This is a genomic window from Aquabacterium sp. (assembly GCF_030652515.1).
In the GTDB taxonomy this organism is placed as follows: domain Bacteria; phylum Pseudomonadota; class Gammaproteobacteria; order Burkholderiales; family Burkholderiaceae_C; genus Aquabacterium.
Window position 1 is genome coordinate 1 of record NZ_JAUSAR010000217.1, and the last position, 23,792, is coordinate 23,792.

Sequence of the window (23,792 nt, forward strand, 5' to 3'; positions counted from 1 at the left end):
CTTTGGCATCGTCCACCAGGTCAACCTGGAATACCTGGCGCGCGGCATTCACAAAACCAAGGATGGCGTGGCCTACCCCGACACCCTGGTCGGCACCGACAGCCACACCACCATGATCAACGGCATTGGCGTGGTCGGTTGGGGCGTGGGCGGCATTGAGGCCGAGGCCGGCATGCTGGGCCAGCCCGTGTACTTCCTGACGCCCGACGTCGTCGGCTTCGAGCTGACCGGCCAACTGCGCGAAGGCGTGACCGCCACCGCCCTGGTGCTGACCGTGACCGAACTCCTGCGCAAGGCCAAGGTCGTGGGCAAGTTCGTCGAGTTCTTCGGCGCGGGCACCCCCACCCTGGCCCTGCCCGACCGGGCCACCATTGCCAACATGGCCCCGGAGTACGGCGCCACCATGGGCTTCTTCCCGGTCGATGAGAAAACCATCGACTACTTCAAGGGCACCGGCCGCACCAAAGCCGAGATCGAAGCGTTCGAGGCGTATTTCAAGGCGCAGAAGCTGTTCGGCATCCCCCAGGCTGGAGAGATCGACTACTCCAGCGTCGTCCAACTGGACCTGGGCACCGTCACACCCTCGCTGTCCGGCCCCAAGCGCCCGCAAGACCGGATCGAGCTGGGCAATGTGAAAAGCCAGTTCATCAACCTCTACAGCAAGAGCGCGGCGGACAACGGGTTCAACCAGCCCGCCGACAAGCTGAACCACCGCTACAGCCTGGGTGGCAGCGAACTGGCCCCGCCTGCCACGCCCACGCCCGCTGGCGCGCCACGCCAGGTGGCCGAGATGGAGGCCAACCGACCAACCTTGGAATCGGCCCAGGGCAAGCCGGTCAAGAACGTCGATGTCGTCAGCATCGGCAATGGCGACGTGCTGATCGCGGCCATCACTTCCTGCACCAACACCTCCAACCCCAGCGTGTTGCTGGCCGCTGGCTTGTTGGCCAAGAAGGCGGTCGAGGCCGGATTGAAGGTCAAGCCGCACGTCAAGACCTCGCTGGCGCCCGGCTCACGCATCGTCACCGAGTACCTGGAGAAAGCGGGCCTGCTGCCCTACCTTGAAAAGCTGGGCTTCACCCTGGCCGCCTACGGCTGCACCACCTGCATCGGCAACGCGGGCGACCTCACGCCAGAGATCAACGAAGTCATCACCAAAAACGACCTGGTGTGCGCCGCCGTGCTGTCGGGCAACCGCAATTTCGAGGCCCGCATCCACCCCAACCTGAAGGCCAACTTCCTGGCTTCGCCGCCGCTGGTGGTGGCTTATGCCATCGCGGGCAACGTCACCAAGGATTTGATGACCGAGCCGGTGGGCCAGGGCAAAGGTGGCAAAGACATCTACCTGGGCGACATCTGGCCCAGCAGCGACGAGATCTACAAGCTGCTCAAATACGCGCTCAACGGCAAGGCTTACCGCGAGAACTACGACAAGGTCACCAGCGACCCGGGCAAGCTCTGGAACAAGATCAACGGCGTCAAGGGCAATGTGTACTCTTGGCCCCAGAGCACCTACATCGCCGAGCCGCCCTTCTTCAAGGACTTCACGCAGGAACCCGTCTTTTCGGCCCCCGGCGTGACCGGGGCCCGCGTCATGGCCCTGTTCGGCGACTCGATCACCACCGACCACATCTCGCCCGCTGGCTCGTTCAAGGAAACCACGCCCGCTGGCCAATACCTGCTGGCCCACGGCGTGCAGAAGGCCGACTTCAACAGCTATGGCTCACGCCGCGGCAACCACGAAGTGATGATGCGCGGCACCTTCGCCAACGTGCGCATCAAGAACCTGATGCTGCCGCCCAAGCTTGACGGCTCGCGCGAAGAAGGCGGCTACACCCTGTACCAACTGGAGGGCGAAGACAAAGGCACCAAGCTGCCCATCTACGACGCGGCCATGAAGTACCAGGCTGCCAAAGTGCCCACCATCATCCTGGCAGGCGAAGAGTACGGCACTGGCTCCAGCCGCGACTGGGCGGCCAAGGGCACGCAATTGCTGGGCATCAAGGCCGTGGTGGCACGCAGCTTCGAGCGCATCCACCGCTCCAACCTGGTCGGCATGGGCGTGCTGCCCCTGCAGTTCAAGGGCACCGACACCTGGGAAACACTGGGCCTGAAGGGCGACGAGACCATCGACGTGCAACTGGGTGATGAGATCAAGCCGCAGGCCGATGCCAAGCTGATCATCCGCCGACTGGATGGCAGCATGCACGAGGTCGTCGTGACCCTGCGCATCGACACGCCGATCGAGGTGGACTACTACCAGCACGGCGGCATCCTGCCTTTCGTGTTGAGGCAGTTGCTGGCGGCCTGACCGAGCTGAATCAAAGGCTCAAGGCCGCTGATCCAACAGGGCAGCGGCCTTTTTCTCGTCAAAACCGACCAACTTCACCTTCCCATCCTGCTCGATCACCGGCCGCTTGATCACACTGGCTTGCGCCAACATCAGGGCCTTGGCCGTGGCCGCGTCCACCACGCCAGCCTTGGTCGCGTCGTCCAGCTTGCGCCAGGTGGTGCCCTGCCGGTTGACCAGCACCTCCCAACCCACCGCCTTGATCCAGGCATCCAGCCGGTCTGCTGGCACGCCCTGCTTCTTGTAATCGTGGAAGACGTAGGCCACGCCCTGCTCATCCAGCCAGGTGCGGGCCTTCTTGACGGTGTTGCAATTGGGAATGCCAAAAACCAAGGTGTTCATGTTCGGGAGGCGCAGCGCGCTTGCAAGACAAAACCGCACTGTGGCACAACGTCCCTTCACCCATCAGAAAAAGCCCAGTTTGTTGGGGTCGTAGCTGACCAGCAGGTTCTTCGTCTGCTGATAGTGGTCCAGCATGACCTTGTGGGTCTCGCGACCAATGCCCGATTCCTTGTAGCCGCCAAAGGCAGCGTGGGCCGGGTAGGCGTGATAGCAGTTGGTCCACACGCGGCCAGCCTGGATGTGGCGGCCAAACTGGTAAGCCCGGTTGCCATTGCGGGTCCACACACCGGCGCCCAGGCCATAAGGCGTGTCATTGGCAATTTGCAAAGCTTCAGCTTCGGTCTTGAAGGTCGTCACCGCCAGCACGGGGCCAAAGATTTCTTCCTGGAAGATGCGCATCTTGTTGTGGCCCTTGAACAAGGTTGGCTGGATGTAATAGCCGCCCGCCAGGGCGCCACCAAGCTTAGCCGCGCCGCCACCGATCAACACCTCGGCCCCCTCTTCCTTGCCCACCGCCATGTAGGACATGATCTTGTCCATCTGCATGCTGGAGGCTTGTGCGCCCATCATCGAGTCGGTGTCCAGGGGATCGCCTTGCTTGATGGCGGCCACGCGCTTGAGCACACGCGCCATGAACTTGTCGTAGATCGACTCCTGGATCAGCGCACGCGAGGGGCAGGTGCAGACCTCCCCCTGGTTGAAAGCGAACAGCACCATGCCTTCGATGGCCTTGTCCAGGAAAGCATCATCGGCATCCATCACGTCTTCAAAGAAGATGTTGGGGCTCTTGCCCCCCAGCTCCAGCGTGGCGGGAATCAGGTTGGTGGCCGCCGCTTGCGCAATGACACGCCCCGTGGCGGTCGAGCCGGTGAAGGCGATCTTGGCGATGCGCTTGCTCGATGCCAGGGGCATGCCCGCCTCGCGCCCCATGCCGTTGACGATGTTGAGCACACCGGGCGGCAACAGGTCGGCGATCATCTCGGCCAGCACCAGGATGCTGATGGGGGTCGATTCAGCGGGCTTGAGCACCACGCAGTTGCCTGCGCCCAAGGCGGGTGCCAGCTTCCAGGCGGCCATCAGGATGGGAAAGTTCCAGGGGATGATCTGACCGACCACGCCCAAGGGCTCATGGAAGTGATAGGCGATGGTGTTGCCGTCAATCTCTGACAGCGAGCCCTCTTGCGCACGCAAGCAGCCTGCAAAGTAGCGGAAGTGATCGACCGTGAGCGGGATGTCGGCGTTCAGCGTTTCACGGATGGCCTTGCCGTTGTCCACGGTTTCAGCGTAAGCCAGCTTTTCCAGGTTCTGCTCGATGCGATCGGCGATCTTGAGCAGGATGTTGGCGCGCTCGCCTGCCGAGGTAGCGCCCCATTTGTCTTTGGCCGCATGCGCGGCATCCAGGGCCAGCTCGATGTCAGCGGCACCTGAGCGGGCGGCTTTCGTGAAAACCTCGCCGTTGATGGGCGAGATCACATCGAAATACTGACCTTCAACAGGTGCCACAAACTGGCCATTGATGAAGTTGTCGTACTGCTTCTTGAATATCACGGGAGCGCCAGCGGCGCCGGGTGCAGCGTAGATCATCTTGAGTCTCCTGACAGGGTCATCGAATCCCATGGGCTTGCCATGGCGTGCCACCCCTTGAGCGCACGGCGCGTGCCAATGCGGGTTCCCCCGGAGCCAGCCGCTGCGGCCATCCCACACCCACCCTGGGCAGAAGCCACCCGACCACTGTCACCTCGCAAAAACCCGTGCGTGCCAATTAAGGCCAACTGTCCCGATCTGACACAGGGTCGACCCGCGTGTGTGACAGGAGGCTGCGCGCCATACTCAAACCATGACACCGGCTCACTCCCCATCGGCCTCGGCCCTCAGTCAGGCTCGCCGCAGCTTGGCGGAGTCGGGCGAAGTGCCCCATGGCCTGGTCAACGACGCCCTGCTGCGCTCATGGTTGCGCTGCCAGCGGGCGGGCCTCAGCCCCGTCGACCACTACAACGAGCCCCCGCTGTCGGGCGTTCAGGAGCTCAAAGTTGCGCTGGCCTGCGAACACGATTTCCTGGCACACGCCCGACCGGTGATGGACTTCGTGGCCGAACAGGTGCGGGGATCGGGCAGCCTGGTGGTCTTGTCCGATGTGCGCGGTCTGCTGCTGCACAGCTTGGGCGACCTGGACTTTGTCTCGCGTGCCGACCGCGTCTCGCTGCGTCCTGGCGCGCTGTGGCTGGAGGCCGACCGAGGCACCAACGCCATTGGCACCGCCCTGGCCGAACGCCGTGCGGTGGTGATCCACGGCGCAGAACACTACCTGGAGCGCAACAGCTTCCTGACATGCGCCGCCGCCCCCGTGCGGGCCCCCAATGGCCAGCTCAAAGGCGTGCTGGACATCTCCGGCGACCACCGAGGACAACACCCGCACACCTTTGCCCTGGTGCGATCCGCCGCACGCATGATCGAAGACCGGCTCTTTCACGCACGCCACCACCGCGACCTCATCGTGCGCCTGCACCCGCAGGCCGAAGGCTTGGGCGGCATCGGAGAAGGCTTGGTGGCCCTGTCCACTGACGGCTGGATCGTGGGCGTGAACAGCCAAGCCCAGCAATGGCTGGACCTGGATGACGCCCTGATCGGGGCCTGCACCCTTGAACAGGCCACCGGCACCCGCCTGGGGCTGTGGCCTCCAAGCAAAGTGATGCAGCTGCGATTGCCCGCCGTGGGAATGTTGCACGCCCGGCTGGACAGCCACCGCCAGGAAACCGTGACGCTGCGCTACAGGGCTGAGACAGCCAGCCCCATCGCACCGGTCAGCGCCCAAACAATTCCGAGCCGCCCAGCGGCTCAGGCCATCCCTGATCTCGAGCACGCGCTCGACCCCCGCGTCAACCAGGCTTTGCAGCGAGCCCGACGCGTGCAGGCCCAAGGCATTTCGGTGCTGATCCAAGGGGAGTCGGGCACCGGCAAAGAGGTCTTTGCCCGCCACCTGCACACCGAAGGCCCACGAAGCCACAAACCCTTCGTGGCCGTGAACTGCGCCGCCCTGCCTGAAGCCCTGATCGAGGCCGAACTCTTCGGCTATGTGGGAGGTGCATTCACCGGGGCCCGTCGTGAAGGCTCGCCAGGCCGCATCCGCGAAGCCGATGGCGGCACCTTGTTCCTGGACGAAATCGGCGACATGCCCCTGCCTCTGCAAGCCCGCCTGCTGCGGGTCTTGCAAGACAAGGTGATCGTGCCTTTGGGCGGCAGCAAACCCGTGCCCGTGGACTTTGTGCTGGTCAGCGCCACCCACCGACAACTCAAAGAGGCCATCGCCGAAGGCCACTTCCGAGAAGACCTTTACTACCGCCTCAATGGCCTGAGCATCGCCCTGCCGTCCCTGCGAGATCGGCAGGATTTCAAAGCCTTGGTCAGTGAGGTGCTCACCCAGATCACCCAGGACATGGGCCGTCCCCAGGTCGAACGCATCCACCCCGGCCTGATGCAGGCCCTGGCACATCACCCTTGGCCGGGCAACATCCGGCAACTCTACAGCCTGCTGCGCACAGCTTGCGCTCTGCTTGATCCCGACGCCCATGCGCTCGACTGGTCTCACCTGCCAGATGACATGGTCGAGGAATTGCAACACCCCCCCCAGAACACGGCCCTGACTGGCCAAGCGCCCCCGGCCCGACATGGCTCGCTCGCCGAGCTCGGGACGCCCCCGGTACCTGGCCCTCTCACCCTGGCCGAACCCAATCTGCGCAAACTGTCAGCCCAAACCATCCGGCAGGTCATCGCCGCCAGCGAAGGCAACCTGTCCCTGGCCGCCCGCCAACTCGGCATCAGCCGCAACACCCTGTATCGCAAGCTCAAGCAAATCCAAGCTTGAAGGCCGCGACGCAAGAAATGCATCAAAGAGACGCGAGAACGCCAGCGCATTGGTTAGCATCTCACCCATGACGAACGCCGACCCCCAAGAACTGGCTAAATTCAGCGACCTGGCCCACCGCTGGTGGGACCCCGAAAGCGAGTTCCGCCCCCTGCACCAGATCAACCCTCTGCGGCTGGACTGGATCGACCAGCAAGCCAATATCGCCGGCAAACGCGTGGTGGATGTGGGCTGCGGCGGCGGCATCCTGGCTGAATCAATGGCCCGCCGTGGCGCCAATGTGCTGGGCATCGACCTGGCCGACCGCCCCCTGAAGGTCGCCCAGTTGCACGCCATGGAAAGCGGCGTGGCCAACCTGGACTACCGCAGCGTGTCCGCCGAAGACCTGGCCGCCGAACAGCCCGGCCAATTCGACGTGGTCACTTGCATGGAAATGCTGGAGCACGTGCCCGACCCATCGTCGGTGGTGCGGGCTTGCGCGCAGATGGCCAAGCCGGGCGGCTGGATCTTTTTTTCCACGCTCAACCGCAACCCCAAGTCCTTCCTCTTCGCCATCGTGGGCGCCGAATACCTGCTCAAGCTGCTGCCCAAGGGCACACACGAGTTCGCCCGCTTCATCCGCCCGGCCGAACTCACCCGCTGGGCGCGCGAGGCCGATTTGTCGACCACGCAGATGAAGGGCCTGGAGTACAACCCCATCACCCGCCGCTACTGGTTGTCGGGTGACACCAGCGTCAACTACATGATCGCTTGCCGTAAGCCCGCCAGCGCATGAGCAGCGGCACGTTGAACTGGACCACGCCGCCCCAGGCGGTACTGTTCGATCTGGACGGTACCCTGGCCGACACGGCGGGCGACCTGGGGGGTGCACTCAACCGCTTGCGTGTCCAGCGCGGCCTGGCACCCATGCCTTTGGATTTGCTCCGTCCGCATGCTTCTGCTGGCGCGCGCGGCCTCATCGGCGTCGGCTTGGACATCCACCCCGGCCATGCCGAATACGACGATCTGCGGCTGGCCTTTCTGGACGCCTACACACAATGCCTGAGCGACACCACCGTGTTGTTCGACGGCGTGGCTGAGCTGCTGGATCAGTTGGAACAGGCGGGCCTGAAATGGGGCGTGGTCACCAACAAGCCCCACCGCTTCACCATCCCGGTGATGCAGGGGCTGGGCCTGGAAAACCGGAGCTTGACCACCATCAGCGGCGACAGCACGGCCCACGCCAAGCCTCACCCCCTGCCCTTGCTGACCGCCTGCGAACAGATCGAATCAGACCCGGCGGCCACGCTGTATGTCGGCGATGACCTTCGCGACATCCAAGCCGCCCAAGCCGCGGGCATGCCAAGTGCGGCCGCAGCCTGGGGTTACCTGGGCCACAGCCACGACATCCGCGACTGGGGTGCCAGCGTGATCACCGAGCGGCCACTGGATTTGCTGGCCGTGCTCGGTTTGAATCACCGCTGAGCGAGTGGGCCTTTAAGCCGACCGGCCGTAGTTGTCCTGGAAGCGGACGATGTCGTCCTCACCCAGGTAACTGCCAGACTGCACTTCGATGATCTCCAAAGGGATCGTGCCGGGATTGACCAGGCGGTGCACCGTCCCCAGGGGGATGTAGGTCGACTGGTTCTCGGACAGCATCAAGACCTTGTCGCCATTGGTGACCTCGGCCGTGCCGCTCACCACGATCCAGTGCTCGGCGCGGTGGTGGTGCATCTGCAAGCTCAGGCTGGCCTTGGGCTTGACCATGATGCGCTTGACCTGGAAGCGCGGCCCGAAATCGATCGAGTCGTACCAGCCCCACGGCCGGTGCACACGACGGTGCACGGTGCCTTCGCTGCGCTCCTGAACCGCCAGCGCATTGACGATCTGTTTCACATCCTGGCTGCAACTGCGGTCAGCCACCAGCACGGCATCGGGTGTCTCCACCACGACGATGTTGTCCAGGCCCACCGTGGCCACCAGGCGGCTGGTGGCATGGACCAAAGTATTGCGGCTGTTGTGCAGCAGGGCATCGCCCTGGCTCGCATTGCCTTGGGCATCCTGAGGGCTGACCTGCCAGACGGCATCCCAGGCACCCAGGTCGGACCAACCCGCGTCCAGCGGCACCATGCGCACCACGAAACCACTGGCTGGCTTGCCAGGGCACTGCTCCATCACCGCATAGTCGACCGACTCGGACGGCACTTGCGCAAACTCGGCCTTGCCAGGACGCACAAAACTGGCATCGGTGGTGCGCACATCGAAGGACTTGCGCGTGGCCTGGAGGATGTCCGGGCGGAAATGCTCCAGCGCGGCCAACCAGCGTGAGGCGCGCATCACGAACATGCCGCTGTTCCAGAAGTAGCCGCCCTCGGCCAGGTAGCCTTTGGCGGTCTCCAGATTGGGTTTTTCAACGAAAGCGACCACGCCGCGCGCGCCATCGGCCTGCGCTTGCTCGGTGCGGATGTAGCCGAAACCGGTTTCGGGGCGATCGGGCGTGATGCCCAGGATCACGATGTCGCCCTTGGCGGCACAGCGCACCGCTGTTTGCAGCGCCTTGGTGTAAGCCGCCTCGTCGGTCACGGTCTGATCGGCGGGCGTCACCACCAGGATCGGGTCGTCCCCCTGCGCCACGGCCTGCAAAGCGGCCAGCGCCACCGCAGGGGCGGTGTTGCGGCCCACGGGCTCCAACAGCAAAGAAGAAGGCTCACCCTTGAGTTCACGCAACTGGTCCAGCACGAGGAAGCGGTGCTCCTCATTGCCCACCACGCAGGGCTTGCCGACCTCGATGTCGTCAGCACCCAATGACTGCAAACGCAGGTGCGCTTGCTGGAACAGGCTTTGATTGCCTTGCAGTACCAGGAACTGCTTGGGGTACAAGGCACGAGACAGCGGCCAAAGGCGGGTGCCCGAGCCACCGGCCATGATCACGGGAAGCAAATTGAGTTTCATACGAATTTATTCAGCAAATTTCAGGCCTGTTATCCAGCAAAGCCCTGGGGGTTGTTGAACTGCCAGCGCCAGGAATCCGCACACATGTCGTCCAGACCGCGCTGAGCCTTCCAACCCATGGTGTTGAGTGCATGCGCCGGGTCAGCGTAGCAGGCATCGATGTCACCGGGGCGTCGCGGGGCGAAAACCACCGGAATATCGCGTCCAGAAGCTTTGCCATACGCCTGCGCCAACTCCAGCACGCTGTAGCCCTGGCCCGTTCCGAGGTTCACCGTCAGGGAGCGGTTCTGCTCGGCCAGGTAGCGCAGCGCAGCCACATGCCCATCGGCCAGATCGCAGACGTGGATGTAATCGCGCACGCCGGTGCCGTCAGGGGTGTCGTAGTCATTGCCATAGACATTGAGGTGCTCGCGCTTGCCCGCCGCCACTTGTGCCACGTAAGGCATCAGGTTGTTGGGAATGCCGCGCGGGTCTTCGCCAATCTGGCCACTCTCATGCGCCCCCACGGGGTTGAAATAGCGCAGGTAAGCCACGTGCCAACTGCTGTCGCAACGCTCCAGCTCGCGCAGGATTTCTTCGCCCATCAGCTTGGTCTGACCATAGGGATTGGTCACCCGCAAAGCGGCATCCTCCGTGATTGGCAACTGGTCAGGCTTGCCGTACACCGTGGCCGACGAACTGAACACCAGCTTGAACACACCATGGCGTTTCATGGCCTGGCTCACAGACAGCAGGCCGCCCAGGTTGTTCTCGAAGTAATCCAGGGGCTTTTCAACCGATTCACCCACGGCCTTCAATGCCGCGAAATGCACCACCGCCGAAATGCCGCCAAACTCGGATTGGCCCAAGGCAAAACACCGGTCCAGCACTGCCGCATCCCGAACATCACCCTCGACAAACCGAGGCTTGACCTTTCCAAGGTGTTCCAGCCGTTGCAGCACTTTGGGCGAGCTGTTGACGAAGTTATCGACCCCGACCACGTCAAACCCGGCGCTTTGCAGCGCCAACCACGTGTGGGAGCCGATGTAGCCGGTGGCGCCGGTCAGGAGGATGCAAGGCATGGGTCAACTCTCAGTCAATGGTGAAACTGGCGTTGCAACTGAACTGGCGGCCATCATGGCCCACGCGTTGCGTGTTGGTGGACACCTGGGGATTGCTTTCAGCCGACTGCTTGTATTGCTGGATCGTGCAGCCCACGGCGATGGCGCGAGAGAAGTTGTAGTCGGAGGACAGCGATACTACGGTGTAGTCGCTTGAGGTCTTGCCAGACGGACCAAACGTAGCAACCGTGCGGGACGTGGTCACGTCATACCGGTCCCATCCCAAGCCAGCCGTGAATCCCAGCTTCGCCGTGGGCGCCCACCGCATCCGGCCGTCCACCGAAGTGGTGACGCTGTTGATGGTGGTATCAATATTCCGACCGATCATCTGTTCATAATCACCCAAGTTATTGCGCAAGCCTGTACCACTGCCATCGTTGTTAGTACTGCGCGCTGCCGACAAAGAATACGTCGTCAACCCTGTCGGTTTGTAATCCCAATTCAGGCGCCCAGTAAACCCCTTGAAATCCGCATTCGAGTCTGATTTGTATTTATTCTTGGCATAGCTCAAAATCGCATCCAAACGACTGAAGCCCGTCACCTGCCAATTGGTTGTAAAGTCAAGGCTTCGTTGCTTGATTTCTTCAGGCACGCCCGCGATAATGTTATTAGGATATTTACTGCTGGCCGTAGACACCCCCACGCCAAAACTCAGCAAATCACTGGTGTTGTAAACCAACCGAAGCCCACCAGAATTTTGCTCCCGGTTCTGGTATTCATATGATGCCAGCGAGTAGGAATTGCGCGCCATGCCCAGTGAGCCCAACAGCGACCAGCGGCCCGCCACGCCGTATTGCACATTCGCGCCGACATTGTGCGAGGTCGCTATGTTCTTTGCCAAGCGATTACTCAAGGAATTGTTTTCAACCGAGTTCAACCTTTCACTGGTGGAGCCATTGAGCGCCACAGCCCAATTGGAGGCGATGCCAGACGTGAACCCCGCACTCAGGTCATAATTATTATTATCCTGATTCTTGAAGTTTTTATGCTTGTCAATGCCAAAACGGCCAGAAATCTCGTAGTTTTGGCGGCCGTAACTTTTATCCAAACCCAGGGTAACCGCGGTGCTTGAAACAACTTCGGCCTGATCTTCGGTATTTCTCGCGTAATTGGTGTCATAAGTCACCGTTTCGCTCAACTTCAACGAAAAAGGCGTGTCATCGTCTCCTGCGGCATGGCCTGGCAAGTGGCAGAAGGCCAGCAAAGCAGCCGCAGACACCGAACTCAGCGTGGATTGATTCATTTTTAGTTTCACGGCCAACCTCTTTCAGTAAGCGTTGCGGTCAAAGATCATCAGACGGATGGTGCGGATGATGATTTGCAAATCCAGCCCCAACGACCAGTTCCGCAAATACTCCAGGTCAAACTCCACCCGCGCCTGCATCTTGTCAATGGTTTCGGTTTCACCGCGGTAACCGTTCACCTGCGCCCAACCCGTGATGCCAGGACGCACCTTGTGGCGCACCATGTAAGCCTTGATCAAGCGGCGGTACTCTTCGTTGTGCGCCACGGCATGGGGGCGTGGACCCACGATGCTCATGCGCCCCTGCAAAACATTGATGAACTGCGGCAATTCGTCAAGCGAGGTTCTGCGGATGAAGGCGCCAAAAGGCGTGATGCGGGAATCGCCCTTGGTGGCCTGCTTGACCACCGTGCCGTTGTCCTGCGAACGCATGGACCGGAATTTGTAGACGATGATTTCCTCGCCATCCAGGCCATTGCGCTTTTGCCTGAAGATGGCCGGCCCGGGCGAACTCAGCTTCACCCCGATGGCCAAGCCCAGCAAGATGGGCGAGATCAACACCACGATGATGCTGCCCAGGATGATGTCGGACACCCGCTTGACCAGTTCGTTGGTCCCGGTGAAGGGGGTTTCGCAAATGCCCACCACCGGCACGCCATTCATGTCTTGCAGACGGCCCTGGATGATGCTGATCCCGAACACGTCGGGCACGAAGTACAGCGATGCCGTCGTGCCCTGCACTGCTTCCAGCAATTCCACAATGCGGGGCTGGGAGCCCAGCGGCAAGGTGATGTAGACCTCGTGAATGCTGTGGGCGTAGACGTAATTGGCCACGTCACGCAGGCCGCCAAGGCGCATGCTGACGGCCTCGGACAGCACACGACTGTCGGTGCGGTCGTCAAAATAGCCGACGAACTCGGTGCCTTGGTCAAGATTGCTTTGCAGGGCGCGGGCGACCTTGCCGCCCAGGGGCCCCGCCCCCACCACGATGGCGCGCCGACGGGCATTGGGCTGAGAGGCTCGGTGCTTGAGGATGGCTTTGCCAATCAGCACCGCGATCCATTGCAGCACCGGCGTGACCAACGCCCACGACAGCATCACCGTGAAGTCGAAAAACATCAGGCTGTTGGTGGCATACCCGCAAAGCCACAGGATCAGCAACATGGACACCCACGAACTGGCAATGTCCACGCCGGCTTCAAGGCGGGAATCGTTGAAGCGATTGCGCCCCGGGAAGGTCAGCGCGAACACAAGCAAGCACAGCGCCATCGATGCACGCAGGACTGGCTCGTCGTAGTACGCCATGGTGCCCAGCAGAGAAACCACCGTGATCAGCGGTTCCAGGAATGCTGCGATGAAAGACGTGACCGACTGCGGTGCGTTGAAAAACGTTCGGTTGTAGTTGCGGTTATTGAACATGTGCACCAGGGGCAGACCCCAAGGCCCCGGAAATCGTTGAACTCTGCCCACGTATGGTCGGCGTAGACAGCCCATGACCACAGCTGGCCCAGGGTCGGGCGCCATGCATAAAGTCTGCCAACGATTGTGGCTCAAAAAACATGACAAATGGAACGGTGCGCACCCCAATTGGTAGCCGTCCGTTTCAACTGTCGGCCCACACCTACAATTAGTTCATGGCAATTAACCCCCTCTCCTGGATTGGCCCGCTGGCATTGCCGCGGCTTGCACTGCTGCTCAACCACGTGGTGGCCAGCGAACCTGTGGCCATGGCCAAGCTCAAGGCGCACGTGGGCCGCACGGTGGACATCCGCTGGACTTCCTCGTTCGTGCCGCCTTTTGCAGCGTGGCTGGCACCGGGCAGCACCAGCGCCGATTGGGCGCCCCAGCCCGTGCGGCTGACCATCACCCCGGCCGGCCTGTTTGAGGTGGCCGCCGCCGATGGCGCAGCCAACCCTCCGGTGGGTCTGACGCTGACCGTCCACCTGACCGCCCCCTGGACCATGGCGCGGCGAGCGCTGCAAGGCGAGCGCCCCGAGGTCAGCATCGACGGTGATGCTGCACTGGCTGAAACGGCATCCTGGCTGATGAAAAATCTGCGCTGGGACATCGAGGATGACCTGGCCCGCTGGTTGGGCAACACCCCCAGCCAGGTGCTGCGCTCCGTGGGCGAGAGCTTGAAAGAGGCCATGCTGCGCTGGCGCCCCGATGCGGGCCGTCGCCGACCGGGCTTCCACGATGCCAAGCGCTGACAGGCCGCAGGAACCCTGATGCGCGCCCTGTTCATTGGCTTGATCTTTTTGCGGTACGGACTGGATGCGCTGGCGCTGGACAGCCTGCGCCGCCCGAGTCTGCGCCTGCTGTCCCGCATCATCTCGACGGGCCGTCGCCTGCACGCACCGCGCGGCGAGCGTTTGCGCCAGGCCCTGGAGCACCTGGGGCCCGTGTTCGTGAAGTTCGGTCAGATGCTGTCCACGCGCCGCGATCTGCTGCCCCCTGATGTGGCCGACGAACTTGCCAAGCTGCAGGATCGTGTCCCCCCCTTCCCGGGCGAAGAATCGATGAAGCTGGTGGAAAAAGCGCTGGGCAAGCCCATTGCCGCCATCTTCAAGCAGTTCGACACCGAACCAGTGGCCAGTGCCTCCATCGCACAAGTGCACTTTGCCGTGCTGCACGACGGGCGCGAGGTGGCCGTCAAGGTGCTGCGCCCCCGCATGCTGCGCGTGATCGACGATGACCTGGCCTTGATGCGCAAGCTGGCCGGCTGGGTGGAGTTTTTGTGGGCCGATGGCCGTCGACTCAAGCCGCGATTGGTGGTGGCCGAGTTCGACAAATACCTGCACGATGAGCTGGACCTGGTGCGCGAGGCCGCCAACGCCGCGCAACTGCGCCGCAACATGAAGAACCTGGACCTGGTCCTGGTGCCCGAGATGATCTGGGACTACTGCACCGCCACCGTGATGGTGATGGAGCGGATGAAGGGCGTGCCGATCAGCCACCTGGCCCGCCTGCGCGATGCGGGCGTCGACATCAAGAAACTGGCGCGCGATGGCGTCACCATTTTCTTCACCCAGGTGTTCCGCGATGGCTTCTTCCACGCCGACATGCACCCGGGCAACATCCAGGTCAGCCTGGCGCCTGAAACCTTTGGGCGCTACATCGCGCTCGATTTCGGCATCATCGGCACGCTCACCGAGGTCGACAAAGAGTACCTGTCGCAGAACTTCATCGCCTTCTTCCGCCGCGACTACAAACGCGTGGCCGAACTGCACATCGAAAGTGGTTGGGTGCCGCCGAACACCCGGGTTGACGAGCTGGAAGGCGCGGTGCGAACCGTGTGCGAGCCTTACTTCGACCGGCCTTTGAAGGATCTTTCGCTGGGATTGGTCTTGTTGCGTCTGTTTCAAATCTCCCGGCGCTTCAATGTGGAGATCCAGCCACAACTGGTGCTGCTGCAGAAGACTTTGCTCAATGTGGAAGGCTTGGGGCGGCAACTCGACCCCGACCTGGACCTGTGGAGCACCGCCAAGCCTTTCCTGGAGCGCTGGATGAATGAGCAAGTGGGCTGGCGCGGCCTGCTGGAACGGCTGAAGCAGGAAGCCCCCCGGTATGCCAAGCTGCTGCCCGAGTTGCCCCGCCTGGTGCACCAGAACCTGGAGCGAGGTGATGTTGGATTGCGGCGCGACCTGGCCGCCATTCTGAAAGAACAACGCAAGACCAACCGGACCATGACGGCCGCCCTGTGGGTGGGCATGGGCTTCGTGATGGGGCTGCTGGTGGCGCAACTCTTGCTGAAGCTGCACCTGGCCGGCATGATTTAGGCGAGCAAGGCCTTACACTGCGCGCCGATCCTTCGGCCCGACGTGAAAGGTTTTTGGCGACATGAACACCACTTTGCTCTGGTTTGTGATCCTGTACCTGGTGGGAACCATGGGCATCGGGGTCTACGCCGGTACACGCATCAAGAACACGACCGACTTTGCCGTGGCGGGCCGCAGCCTGCCCTTGGCCATGGTGATCACCACCACCTTCGCGACCTGGTTTGGCGCCGAAACGGTGATGGGCATCCCCGCCAAGTTCGCGGAAGGGGGCTTGAACGCGGTGATCGAAGACCCCTTTGGCGCCTCCATGTGCCTGGTGCTGGTGGGCGCCTTCTTCGCCACCAAACTCTACAAGATGAAGCTGCTGACCATCGGCGACTTCTACCGCGCCCGTTTTGGCGAAGGCGTGGAAATCTTCTGCTCGATCGCCATCATCCTGAGCTACCTGGGCTGGGTGGCCGCGCAGATCACAGCGCTGGGCCTGGTGTTTTCAGTGCTGTCGGGCGGCGAAATCGAACCTTGGGTGGGCATGGTCCTCGGCACCAGCCTGGTGCTGGTCTATGTGCTGATCGGCGGCATGCTGGCCGTGGCCTGGACCGACTTCATCCAGATGATCGTGCTGGTCGTGGGCCTGTCGGTGATCGCGGTGATGGCCAGCGAGCAAGCCGGTGGCGCGGACAAGGTCTTTGCGCTGGCCGAAGCCAAAGACTGGTTCAAGATCCTGCCGGAGCCCACCAGCACGGGCTGGATTGCGTTCATCGCCGCGGCCATCACCATGATGTTTGGCTCCATCCCGCAACAAGACGTTTTCCAGCGCGTGATGTCGGCCAAAGACAGCAAGACCGCCAGCCGAGGTGCCGTGATTGGTGGCTTCAGCTATCTGGCGTTTGCCTTTGTGCCGATGTTCATCGTGGCCGCGTCCATGATCATCATGCCGGCCGAGTCGCAGGCCCTGCTGGCCAATGATCCGCAAAAAGTGCTGCCTACCCTGATCCTGACGCACATGCCCCTGGTGGCGCAGATCTTCTTCTTTGGCGCCCTGGTGTCGGCCATCAAGTCGACCTCTTCGGCCACCCTGCTGGCGCCTTCGACCAGCTTCGTGGAAAACATCCTCAAGAACATCAAGCCCGGCATGAGCGACAAGCAGGTGCTGCTGGCCCTGCGGATCACGATTTTCGTGTTCACCGCGCTGGTGCTGGCCTACGCCATCGCCATGGAAGGCACCCCGATCTATGACCTGGTGTCATCGGCTTACCAGGTGCCTTTGGTGGCGGCGTTCATCCCCCTGACGATGGGCCTGTACTGGTCGCGCGCCACCACACAAGGCGCGGTGCTGTCCATCGCCCTGGGCATTGGGGTGTGGGGGGCTTTCCTGCTTCACGCGCCCTGGGGCGAAGCGTTTCCCGGCCAGTTGGCGGGATTGATCGCGGCGTTCGTGGGCATGGTGATGGGGTCATTGACGCCGCAGTTCATCACGGACCACCGCCACCGAAAGCACCACCAAGCATGAACGGGGCACGTAGAATACTGGTCTTACTGGAAAACCCGAGGGTTTGAGATGCCGATTTACGCCTACCGCTGTGAGTCTTGCGGTCATGCCAAAGACGTTTTGCAAAAAATGTCCGATCCCGTCCTGTCCACCTGCCCGGCCTGCGGGGCCGAAAGCTTCAAGAAGCAACTGACGGCAGCGGGCTTTCAATTGAAGGGTTCGGGCTGGTACGTGACCGATTTCCGTGGTGGTGCCAGCACAGGCGCCGCCCCGGAATCGAAAGACAAAGGCCCAGCCGCCAGCGCCGACTCAGCTGCGGCCGCCCCAGCGGCAGCGGCGACACCGGCCCCCGCCAGCACCACGCCATCATCGGGCGGCAGCTCGCCAGCCGGCACGGCCTGAACCACGGCTCACCCCTGGTCGCACCCACTGCGATCCCCCGGCCTTTGCGGCCTCTTCTTGAAACGCCTTTGTGAAGAAATACATCCTGACCGGCCTGCTCGTGTGGTTGCCCTTGACCATCACCATCTGGGTGATGATGCAGGTGCTGGGCGTGCTGGATGGCGTCTTCGCCGGCTTGATCGTCGCCGCGCAAACGGTGCTGCCGGAAAGCCTGCGCCCCGGGCTGGAATCCCTGCGGCACGTTCCCGGCCTGAGCGCCATCGTGATGGTGTCGGTGCTGTTGCTGACCGGCCTGGCCGTCACCAATTTCGCCGGCCAGTGGATCCTTGACCAATCCAACCGGGTGTTTTCCAACATCCCGATCGTCAAATCCATCTACACCTCGGTCAAGCAGGTGTCCGATACGCTGTTATCCAGCAGCGGCCAGGCGTTTCGCCATGCGGTGCTGGTGCAATACCCCCGTGCCGGGTCATGGACCATCGGCTTCGTCACGGGCAAGCCCAGTGGCGAAGTGGCCGCACACCTTAGCGATGACCACCTCACCCTCTACGTGCCCACCACCCCCAACCCCACCTCCGGCTTCATGCTGATCGTGCCGCGCAGCGACGTGATCGAACTGCAGATGTCGGTGGACGAAGCCCTGAAGTACATCATTTCCATGGGCGTGGTGGCCCCGCCGACTCACGCGGCTGCCCCTCACCACGTCAACCAGGCCCGCACGGGCTGAGAACCTCAATCCTGAGGGACAATCGAGGGTTCCGGGCGGACGCTTTTTTTCAAAGCGTCGCCAGCCCCACGACGATCACGATATTCGGAGAACAACGATGCGAACCACTTACTGCGGACTGGTCAGCGAAGCGCTGATGGGCCAGACCGTGACGCTGATGGGCTGGGCCCACCGTCGCCGCGACCACGGCGGCGTGATCTTCATTGACCTGCGCGACCGAGAAGGCCTGGTCCAGGTCGTCTGCGACCCCGACCGCGTCGACACCTTCAAGGTGGCCGAAGGCGTGCGCAACGAGTTCTGCCTGAAGCTGACCGGCCTGGTGCGCGCCCGCCCTGCTGGTACCGAGAACACCGCCCTGACCAGCGGCAAGATCGAGATCCTGGCCCACACGCTGGAAGTGCTGAACCCCAGCGTGACGCCGCCCTTCCCGCTGGACGACGAGAACCTGTCCGAGACCACGCGCCTGACGCACCGCGTGCTGGACCTGCGCCGCCCCTACATGCAGAAGAACCTGCGCCTGCGCTACCGCGTGGCCATGGAAGCGCGCAAGTTCCTGGACGAACACGGCTTCATCGACATCGAAACGCCGATGCTGACCAAGTCCACGCCCGAAGGCGCGCGCGACTACCTCGTGCCCTCGCGCGTGAACGACGGCCAGTTCTTCGCCCTCCCCCAGTCGCCCCAGTTGTTCAAGCAGTTGCTGATGGTGGCGGGTTTCGACCGCTACTACCAGATCACCAAGTGCTTCCGCGACGAAGACCTGCGCGCTGACCGCCAACCTGAATTCACCCAGATCGACATCGAGACGTCCTTCCTGGGCGAGCAAGAGATCCGCGACATGTTCGAGGGCATGATCCGCCACGTCTTCAAGACGGCGCTGGACGTGGACCTGGGCGACTACCCGGTCATGAAGTACGCCGATGCGATGCACCTGTACGGCTCGGACAAGCCCGACCTGCGCGTCAAACTGGAGTTCACCGAGCTGACCGACATCATGGCCTCGGTCGATTTCAAGGTGTTCTCGACGCCCGCCACGACCAAGGGTGGCCGGGTGGCCGCACTGCGTGTGCCCGGCGGCGGCGGCATGTCGCGCGGCGAGATCGACGCCTACACCGAGTTCGTCAAGATCTACGGCGCCAAGGGCCTGGCTTGGATCAAGGTCAACGAGGTCGAGAAAGGCCGTGACGGCCTTCAGTCGCCCATCGTCAAGAACATCCACGACGAAGCGCTGAACGAAATCCTCAAGCGCACCGGCGCCCAAAACGGCGATCTGATCTTCTTCGGCGCCGACAAGGCCAAGGTGGTCAACGATGGCCTGGGCGCCCTGCGCGTCAAGATTGGCCACAGCGATTTCGGCAAGAAATCCGGCCTGTTCGAGAACAAGTGGGCCCCGCTGTGGGTGGTCGACTTCCCGATGTTCGAGCACGATGAAGAAGGCGACCGCTGGAACGCGGTGCACCACCCCTTCACGGCGCCCAAGGATGGCCATGAAAACCTCATGGACACCGACCCCGAGAAGTGCATCGCCAAGGCCTATGACATGGTCTTGAACGGCTGGGAACTGGGTGGCGGCTCGATCCGCATCCACCGCGCCGAAGTGCAGAGCAAGGTGTTCAGCGCCTTGAAGATCGGGCCGGAAGAAGCGCAACTGAAGTTCGGCTTCCTGCTGGACGCCTTGCAGTACGGCGCGCCACCACACGGTGGCCTGGCCTTCGGCCTGGACCGCCTGGTCACGCTGATGACCGGCGCCGAGTCGATCCGCGACGTGATCGCCTTCCCCAAGACGCAACGCGCCCAGTGCTTGCTGACGCACGCGCCGAGCCCGGTCGATGAAAAGCAGCTGAAAGAGCTGCACATCCGCTTGCGCAACCCGCAGGCTGGCACGGCCACGGCCTGACCTCACTAAGAGGGATCGCCCCCAGGCGACATCCTCAGTACACTGCGCGGGCCGCCCTTGTGGGTGGCCCTTTTTTTGTCCATTTTTTGAACACTCACGGAGTCGGCCATGTCGCCAGCAAGCACACCTCATCGCACCCTGATCGCGGCTTCGGCCCTGATCGTTGGCCTGGGCATGGCGGGCTGTGGCGAGCAAACCACCCAGCAGGCCAAAACCGAGTTGGGCCAGGGCGGCTCGGTGGTGGCGGGCTCCGCCGGGCCCAAAGGCGCCCAAGGCTCGGACAGTGGCTTGGTCACGTGCAACGCACCCGTGGCCACGCTGGCGCTGGCCGAGAACCCCAATGGCTACACCATGACCTCGCACTATCAGTTGCCAGCCTCGCCCGTGCCGCTGCTCAAGCTGATCGCGCAGCAAAGCGGTTGCTTCCGCGTGGTGGACCGCGCAGCCGGCCTGCGCAGCACCATCCAGGAGAACGAGCTGAAGGAAGCGGGCATCGTGCGCGCCAACAGCACCGTGGCCAAAGGCAAGGGCTTTGAGGCTCAATACACGCTGGTGCCCAGCCTGACTTTCAGTGAGCAAGACGCTGGCCGAGGCATCAGTGGCATCATCGCGGCCATTCCGGTGTTGCGTGACATCGCCGGGCTGGCGGGCCTGGTGGACCAGGTCAAGATCAAGGAAGCGCAGGTGGCCTTGCTGCTGACCGACAACGAGACCACGGAGCAACTGGCGGCCTCCACAGGCTCGGTCAAGGTCACCGACCTGGGCGTGGGCGGTTTCGTGGCGGGCAAGCTGGGTGGGGCCGGTGGTCTGGGCTGGAGCAACTCCAACGAAGGCAAGGTGATTGCTGCGGCGTTTTTCGATGCGCACAACAAGCTGGTCAGCCAGGTGCGGGAGCTTCAGGCCAAGCCATTGCCACCATCCGTGGCCGTGCTGGGCAAACCGTGAGCGTGGGCTCTCCAGCGAACGCCAAGGCTCGCCCGCCCAAGATCCCACTGTCGGTGCTGGTGGTGATCCACACGCCCGAGCTGGACGTGCTGGTGATCGAGCGGGCCCAGCAACCGGGTTTCTGGCAGAGCGTGACCGGGTCGAAAGACCTTGAGAACGAGCCCTGGGACGTCACGGCCGCGCGGGAAGTGGCCGAAGAAACCGGCATCGTCATCGGCAGCCATGCCGTGCCGCTGGACGCCTTGCAGGATTGGGCCATCGAGAACATCTACGAGATTTATCCGGTCTGGCGGCACCGCTACGCCCCGGGCGTGACCCACAACACCGAACGGGTTTTTGGCCTGTGCGTGCCACGCGACACCCCCATCACCCTGGCGCCGCGCGAGCACACCGCCTGGGCCTGGCTGCCCTGGCAAGAAGCGGCCGACCGGTGCTTTTCGCCCTCGAACGCCGAGGCGATTTTGCAACTCCCTCGATTTAGCGGGAAAGCCGGCCCTTCAACCGTCTGAACGACGGGGCCAGTTGCGGCTATGGTGTGGGGGTGAACACTTTCGTTCGCGCCGCTGTTGGAATGATCCGCCGTGCTGAACCCACTCCAGTCTTCACTGTTGCCGCCTTCAACGCAGTCGTCCACGCACCTGCGGGTGGCCACCTACAACATCCACAAGGGCGTGCGGGGCATGGGCCCCACCAAGCGCCTGGAAATCCACAACCTGGGCCTGGCCGTCGAGGCCTTTGACGCCGACATCGTCTGCCTTCAGGAGGTGCGCCATTTCCACAAGGCCGAGGCCAAGCGCTTTTCGCGCACCGATTACGGGCCCATGTGCTGGCCGCAACAGCCCCAAGCCGATTTTCTGGCGCCCGAAGGCTATGAGGTGGCCTACCGCACCAACGCCACCACCAAGGATGGCGAGCATGGCAACGCCCTGCTGAGCCGCTGGCCCATGGGCAACATCGGCCACCATGATGTGTCGGACCACCGCTTCGAACAGCGCGGCCTGCTGCACGTGCCAGTGTTCTGGCGCGGCATCGAGATCCACGTGATCGTGGTGCACCTGGGCCTGATCCACGCCAGCCGTGTGCGGCAGGCCGAGCACCTGGCTGCCCTGGTGATCAGGGATTTGCCGCCCGATGCGCTGGTGGTGGTGGCGGGCGACTTCAACGACTGGAACGAAAAGCTCGACCCGGTGTTGCAGGCTGCCAAGCTCAAGCGCGCGGGTTTGCCCAAGGCCCCGAACACGCCCACCTTCCCCTCGCGCATCCCGGTGCTGGCTTTGGACCGGGTCTACACACGGGGTTTGACCTGCCAGTCGGTGATGGTGCCGCGTGGTGGCGCCTGGCCGCGCATGTCAGACCACCTGCCCCTGGTCGTTGAACTGGACATCGACAACGCCTGATGAACCCCTTGCCCGAACAGAACTCGGCGCATGCCTTGCGTGGCCTGGCCTGGTATGGCCAGCGCAAGCCCATGTTCACCGGGGGCAACCAGGTCACCTTGCTGAAGGGCGCAGCAGAACAGTTCCCGGCCTTGTGCGCCAGCATCAACACGGCCAAACGGTCGGTGTGGATGGCCACCTACATGGTGTCACCGATCGGGCAAAGCCAGTCGGTGCTTCAAGCCTTGATGAAGGCGGCTCAGCGGGGCATTGACGTGCACTTCGTGGTGGATGGCGTGGGCTCGCGCGATGCCCCGGGCTCGCTGTGGCGAGACTTGGAAGAAGCGGGCATCAAGCTGGTGGTGTATCGGCCCGTGCGTGGCTTGCTGAACTTGCTGGATTCATCGCAATGGCGGCGCATGCACATGAAGCTGTGTGTGATCGACGACAAGGAAGGCTTCGTGGGGGGCATCAACCTGATCGATGACCGATACGATCTGGCGCTGGGTTGGTCCTCCAACCCACGGCTGGACTATGCTTTGCAGGTGAAGGGCCCCGCCGTGATGCCCATGGCGCACACGGTCAAGGCCATGTGGACACGGGCCGCCGTGGGCCGGGATTGGCGCGATGACATCGTTCACTGGATGGCGGATCACCGCAGCATGAAACGGCTGCGTGCCTTGTGGGAAAAGGCCCGGCTGCGGCTGCCACCCAGAGCGCAGCGGCACCTGTCGGCTGCCTCGGCCACCAACCTGCCCATGCGCTGCGCTTTTGTGTTGCGCGACAACCTGCTGCAGCGGCGCACCATCGAGCGCGCGGCCTTGCAAGCGATCCAGCATGCGCGCACACGGGTGGACATCGTCACGCCTTATTTCTACCCCGCCCGGGCCTTGCGACATGCGCTGCGCAACGCCGCCAAGCGCGGGGTGGTGGTCAGGCTGTTGCTGCAGGGCAAGGCGGACTACAAGATCGCGGCGATCGCGGCCCAGGTGCTGTACCACGACCTGCAGTTGCATGGGGTCCGCATTTTTGAGTACCAGCCCGCGCTGCTGCACGCCAAGGTGCTGTGCGTGGACGACGAATGGGCCACGATTGGTTCGTCCAACCTCGATCCTTTGTCGCTGGTGTTGAACCTGGAGGCCAACCTGATCGTGCGTGACCGGGGCTTTGTGCGCACGCTGTCGACCGCCTTGTTGCACGATTTTGAACAAAGCGTGGAGATCCCGGCGCCACTGGTTCGGCAGCGCAGTTGGGTGACGAGGGTACGGCGTTCAACGATCGCCTGGATGGCCAAGACTTACCTGCGACTGGCGGGGGTCACCGGGCGGTATTGAAGAAACGGGAGTGCC

20 protein-coding genes are annotated in these 23,792 nt (G+C 62.8%); 14 read left to right on the forward strand and 6 right to left on the reverse strand.

Annotation, left to right across the window (positions count from 1 at the left end; all coding sequences use genetic code 11):
* A partial coding sequence (locus tag Q7V20_RS23435) for an aconitate hydratase (RefSeq protein ID WP_304796492.1) occupies window positions 1-2,311 on the forward strand: 2,311 nt, incomplete at its 5' end.
* Between the two features lie 18 nt (window positions 2,312-2,329).
* On the opposite strand, the gene Q7V20_RS23440 is transcribed toward Q7V20_RS23435, so the two are convergent.
* Together Q7V20_RS23440 and Q7V20_RS23445 are read right to left on the reverse strand one after the other, a co-directional pair.
* Window positions 2,330-2,692: an ArsC family reductase gene (locus Q7V20_RS23440; protein WP_304796495.1), complete on the reverse strand. Its 363-nt coding sequence runs from the start codon at window positions 2,690-2,692 to the stop codon at window positions 2,330-2,332.
* A gap of 63 nt (window positions 2,693-2,755) precedes the next feature.
* Window positions 2,756-4,276, reverse strand: coding sequence for an aldehyde dehydrogenase family protein (locus Q7V20_RS23445; protein ID WP_304796498.1), 1,521 nt, complete (start codon window positions 4,274-4,276; stop codon window positions 2,756-2,758).
* Window positions 4,277-4,529: 253 nt separating this feature from the next.
* Between Q7V20_RS23445 and Q7V20_RS23450 the strand changes: the two genes are divergently transcribed.
* The 3 genes from Q7V20_RS23450 (at window position 4,530) to Q7V20_RS23460 (ending at window position 8,018) form a co-directional block, all read left to right on the forward strand.
* On the forward strand, window positions 4,530-6,554 hold the full coding sequence (locus Q7V20_RS23450; RefSeq protein WP_304796501.1) for a sigma-54-dependent Fis family transcriptional regulator: 2,025 nt from the start codon (window positions 4,530-4,532) through the stop codon (window positions 6,552-6,554).
* A 67-nt stretch (window positions 6,555-6,621) separates the two neighbouring features.
* Complete coding sequence (gene ubiG / locus Q7V20_RS23455) at window positions 6,622-7,329, forward strand: bifunctional 2-polyprenyl-6-hydroxyphenol methylase/3-demethylubiquinol 3-O-methyltransferase UbiG (protein ID WP_304796504.1); 708 nt, start codon at window positions 6,622-6,624, stop codon at window positions 7,327-7,329.
* Entirely contained in the window at window positions 7,326-8,018 is a 693-nt protein-coding gene (locus tag Q7V20_RS23460) for an HAD-IA family hydrolase (RefSeq protein ID WP_304796507.1), read from the forward strand. Before ubiG ends, Q7V20_RS23460 begins: the two co-directional genes overlap by 4 nt.
* A gap of 12 nt (window positions 8,019-8,030) precedes the next feature.
* Here the strand turns inward: Q7V20_RS23460 and Q7V20_RS23465 are convergent, their stop codons facing one another.
* From Q7V20_RS23465 to Q7V20_RS23480, 4 genes are read right to left on the reverse strand one after another with little or no spacing between them, the layout of a single operon-like run.
* Window positions 8,031-9,485 carry a mannose-1-phosphate guanylyltransferase/mannose-6-phosphate isomerase gene (locus tag Q7V20_RS23465; protein ID WP_304796509.1) on the reverse strand — a complete coding sequence of 485 codons (1,455 nt, stop codon included), beginning with the start codon at window positions 9,483-9,485 and terminating at the stop codon, window positions 8,031-8,033.
* A 29-nt stretch (window positions 9,486-9,514) separates the two neighbouring features.
* Window positions 9,515-10,546, reverse strand: coding sequence for a UDP-glucose 4-epimerase GalE (gene galE, locus Q7V20_RS23470; protein WP_304796512.1), 1,032 nt, complete (start codon window positions 10,544-10,546; stop codon window positions 9,515-9,517).
* Between the two features lie 10 nt (window positions 10,547-10,556).
* Window positions 10,557-11,840 carry a hypothetical protein gene (locus tag Q7V20_RS23475; RefSeq protein ID WP_304796513.1) on the reverse strand — a complete coding sequence of 428 codons (1,284 nt, stop codon included), beginning with the start codon at window positions 11,838-11,840 and terminating at the stop codon, window positions 10,557-10,559.
* Between the two features lie 12 nt (window positions 11,841-11,852).
* A complete protein-coding gene (locus tag Q7V20_RS23480) occupies window positions 11,853-13,247 on the reverse strand; it encodes an undecaprenyl-phosphate glucose phosphotransferase (protein ID WP_304796516.1) in 1,395 nt (464 codons plus the stop codon).
* A gap of 215 nt (window positions 13,248-13,462) precedes the next feature.
* Between Q7V20_RS23480 and Q7V20_RS23485 the strand changes: the two genes are divergently transcribed.
* The 10 genes from Q7V20_RS23485 to clsB all read left to right on the forward strand — a co-directional run bounded on the left by Q7V20_RS23485 (window position 13,463) and on the right by clsB (window position 23,777).
* Entirely contained in the window at window positions 13,463-14,038 is a 576-nt protein-coding gene (locus Q7V20_RS23485; RefSeq protein ID WP_304796518.1) for a hypothetical protein, read from the forward strand.
* 18 nt (window positions 14,039-14,056) lie between these two features.
* The gene (ubiB, locus tag Q7V20_RS23490; protein ID WP_304796522.1) at window positions 14,057-15,607 is read left to right on the forward strand and encodes a ubiquinone biosynthesis regulatory protein kinase UbiB; all 1,551 of its coding nucleotides are present in this window, start codon (window positions 14,057-14,059) and stop codon (window positions 15,605-15,607) included.
* A gap of 61 nt (window positions 15,608-15,668) precedes the next feature.
* A complete protein-coding gene (locus Q7V20_RS23495) occupies window positions 15,669-17,117 on the forward strand; it encodes a sodium:solute symporter family protein (RefSeq protein ID WP_304796525.1) in 1,449 nt (482 codons plus the stop codon).
* Between the two features lie 48 nt (window positions 17,118-17,165).
* On the forward strand, window positions 17,166-17,498 hold the full coding sequence (locus Q7V20_RS23500; protein ID WP_304796527.1) for an FmdB family zinc ribbon protein: 333 nt from the start codon (window positions 17,166-17,168) through the stop codon (window positions 17,496-17,498).
* A gap of 70 nt (window positions 17,499-17,568) precedes the next feature.
* The gene (locus Q7V20_RS23505) at window positions 17,569-18,225 is read left to right on the forward strand and encodes a DUF502 domain-containing protein (RefSeq protein ID WP_304796529.1); all 657 of its coding nucleotides are present in this window, start codon (window positions 17,569-17,571) and stop codon (window positions 18,223-18,225) included.
* A 97-nt stretch (window positions 18,226-18,322) separates the two neighbouring features.
* Window positions 18,323-20,122 (forward strand): aspartate--tRNA ligase, encoded by a 1,800-nt coding sequence (aspS, locus tag Q7V20_RS23510; protein ID WP_304796531.1) that lies wholly within the window; start codon window positions 18,323-18,325, stop codon window positions 20,120-20,122.
* Window positions 20,123-20,230: 108 nt separating this feature from the next.
* Complete coding sequence (locus Q7V20_RS23515; RefSeq protein ID WP_304796534.1) at window positions 20,231-21,067, forward strand: CsgG/HfaB family protein; 837 nt, start codon at window positions 20,231-20,233, stop codon at window positions 21,065-21,067.
* Complete coding sequence (gene nudB, locus Q7V20_RS23520; protein ID WP_304796537.1) at window positions 21,064-21,576, forward strand: dihydroneopterin triphosphate diphosphatase; 513 nt, start codon at window positions 21,064-21,066, stop codon at window positions 21,574-21,576. The genes Q7V20_RS23515 and nudB overlap by 4 nt, the downstream gene beginning before the upstream one ends.
* A 75-nt stretch (window positions 21,577-21,651) precedes the next feature.
* Window positions 21,652-22,464, forward strand: a complete 813-nt coding sequence (locus tag Q7V20_RS23525) for an endonuclease/exonuclease/phosphatase family protein (protein ID WP_304796726.1) — start codon at window positions 21,652-21,654, stop codon at window positions 22,462-22,464.
* Window positions 22,464-23,777 (forward strand): cardiolipin synthase ClsB, encoded by a 1,314-nt coding sequence (gene clsB / locus Q7V20_RS23530; RefSeq protein WP_304796540.1) that lies wholly within the window; start codon window positions 22,464-22,466, stop codon window positions 23,775-23,777. Before Q7V20_RS23525 ends, clsB begins: the two co-directional genes overlap by 1 nt.
* Window positions 23,778-23,792: the final 15 nt, after the last annotated feature.

What these genes read in the sequence shown, in the direction of transcription:
- Q7V20_RS23460 (WP_304796507.1), top strand. Translation starts at nt 7,326, where the DNA reads ATGAGCAGCGGCACGTTGAACTGGACCACGCCGCCCCAGGCGGTACTG.
- Q7V20_RS23485 (WP_304796518.1), top strand. Translation starts at nt 13,463, where the DNA reads ATGGCAATTAACCCCCTCTCCTGGATTGGCCCGCTGGCATTGCCGCGG.
- Q7V20_RS23445 (WP_304796498.1), bottom strand. Translation starts at nt 4,276, where the DNA reads ATGATCTACGCTGCACCCGGCGCCGCTGGCGCTCCCGTGATATTCAAG.
- galE (WP_304796512.1), bottom strand. Translation starts at nt 10,546, where the DNA reads ATGCCTTGCATCCTCCTGACCGGCGCCACCGGCTACATCGGCTCCCAC.
- Q7V20_RS23450 (WP_304796501.1), top strand. Translation starts at nt 4,530, where the DNA reads ATGACACCGGCTCACTCCCCATCGGCCTCGGCCCTCAGTCAGGCTCGC.
- aspS (WP_304796531.1), top strand. Translation starts at nt 18,323, where the DNA reads ATGCGAACCACTTACTGCGGACTGGTCAGCGAAGCGCTGATGGGCCAG.
- Q7V20_RS23480 (WP_304796516.1), bottom strand. Translation starts at nt 13,247, where the DNA reads ATGTTCAATAACCGCAACTACAACCGAACGTTTTTCAACGCACCGCAG.
- Q7V20_RS23440 (WP_304796495.1), bottom strand. Translation starts at nt 2,692, where the DNA reads ATGAACACCTTGGTTTTTGGCATTCCCAATTGCAACACCGTCAAGAAG.
- ubiB (WP_304796522.1), top strand. Translation starts at nt 14,057, where the DNA reads ATGCGCGCCCTGTTCATTGGCTTGATCTTTTTGCGGTACGGACTGGAT.
- Q7V20_RS23515 (WP_304796534.1), top strand. Translation starts at nt 20,231, where the DNA reads ATGTCGCCAGCAAGCACACCTCATCGCACCCTGATCGCGGCTTCGGCC.
- Q7V20_RS23495 (WP_304796525.1), top strand. Translation starts at nt 15,669, where the DNA reads ATGAACACCACTTTGCTCTGGTTTGTGATCCTGTACCTGGTGGGAACC.
- Q7V20_RS23465 (WP_304796509.1), bottom strand. Translation starts at nt 9,485, where the DNA reads ATGAAACTCAATTTGCTTCCCGTGATCATGGCCGGTGGCTCGGGCACC.
- clsB (WP_304796540.1), top strand. Translation starts at nt 22,464, where the DNA reads ATGAACCCCTTGCCCGAACAGAACTCGGCGCATGCCTTGCGTGGCCTG.
- ubiG (WP_304796504.1), top strand. Translation starts at nt 6,622, where the DNA reads ATGACGAACGCCGACCCCCAAGAACTGGCTAAATTCAGCGACCTGGCC.
- Q7V20_RS23500 (WP_304796527.1), top strand. Translation starts at nt 17,166, where the DNA reads ATGCCGATTTACGCCTACCGCTGTGAGTCTTGCGGTCATGCCAAAGAC.